General features: G+C 57.1%; 1 protein-coding gene. It reads right to left on the reverse strand.

What is annotated here, in order from left to right; all coding sequences use genetic code 11:
• A partial coding sequence (locus H5181_RS20465; protein WP_182751899.1) for a hypothetical protein occupies positions 1–254 on the reverse strand: 254 nt, incomplete at both ends.

Genomic DNA, 254 nt, shown 5'->3' on the forward strand with positions numbered 1-254 from the left:
TCAACGGTGGGTGCAGGTGCTGCCACATTGTCCACTGGCTGGTTGTCGGTGGCGGTTGCAGATGGGTTACCGGCGATATCAATCACTTGCGCGGTGACATCAACATCGGTCGCGCCTGCAGTGACAGGGACTTCAACGTCAAAGCCGTTGTCGAGCATGTCTTGAGTGACAGGGCCGTTAAATAGGGTGTTGCCGTTGCCGTCAGTGACAATCAAGGTGTCGCCAACTTGGGTGCCAGTCGCTAGCGTCACGGT

Origin of the sequence: Shewanella sp. SG44-2, from assembly GCF_014164215.1 — a bacterium.
GTDB classification, from domain to species: Bacteria; Pseudomonadota; Gammaproteobacteria; order Enterobacterales; family Shewanellaceae; genus Shewanella; species Shewanella frigidimarina.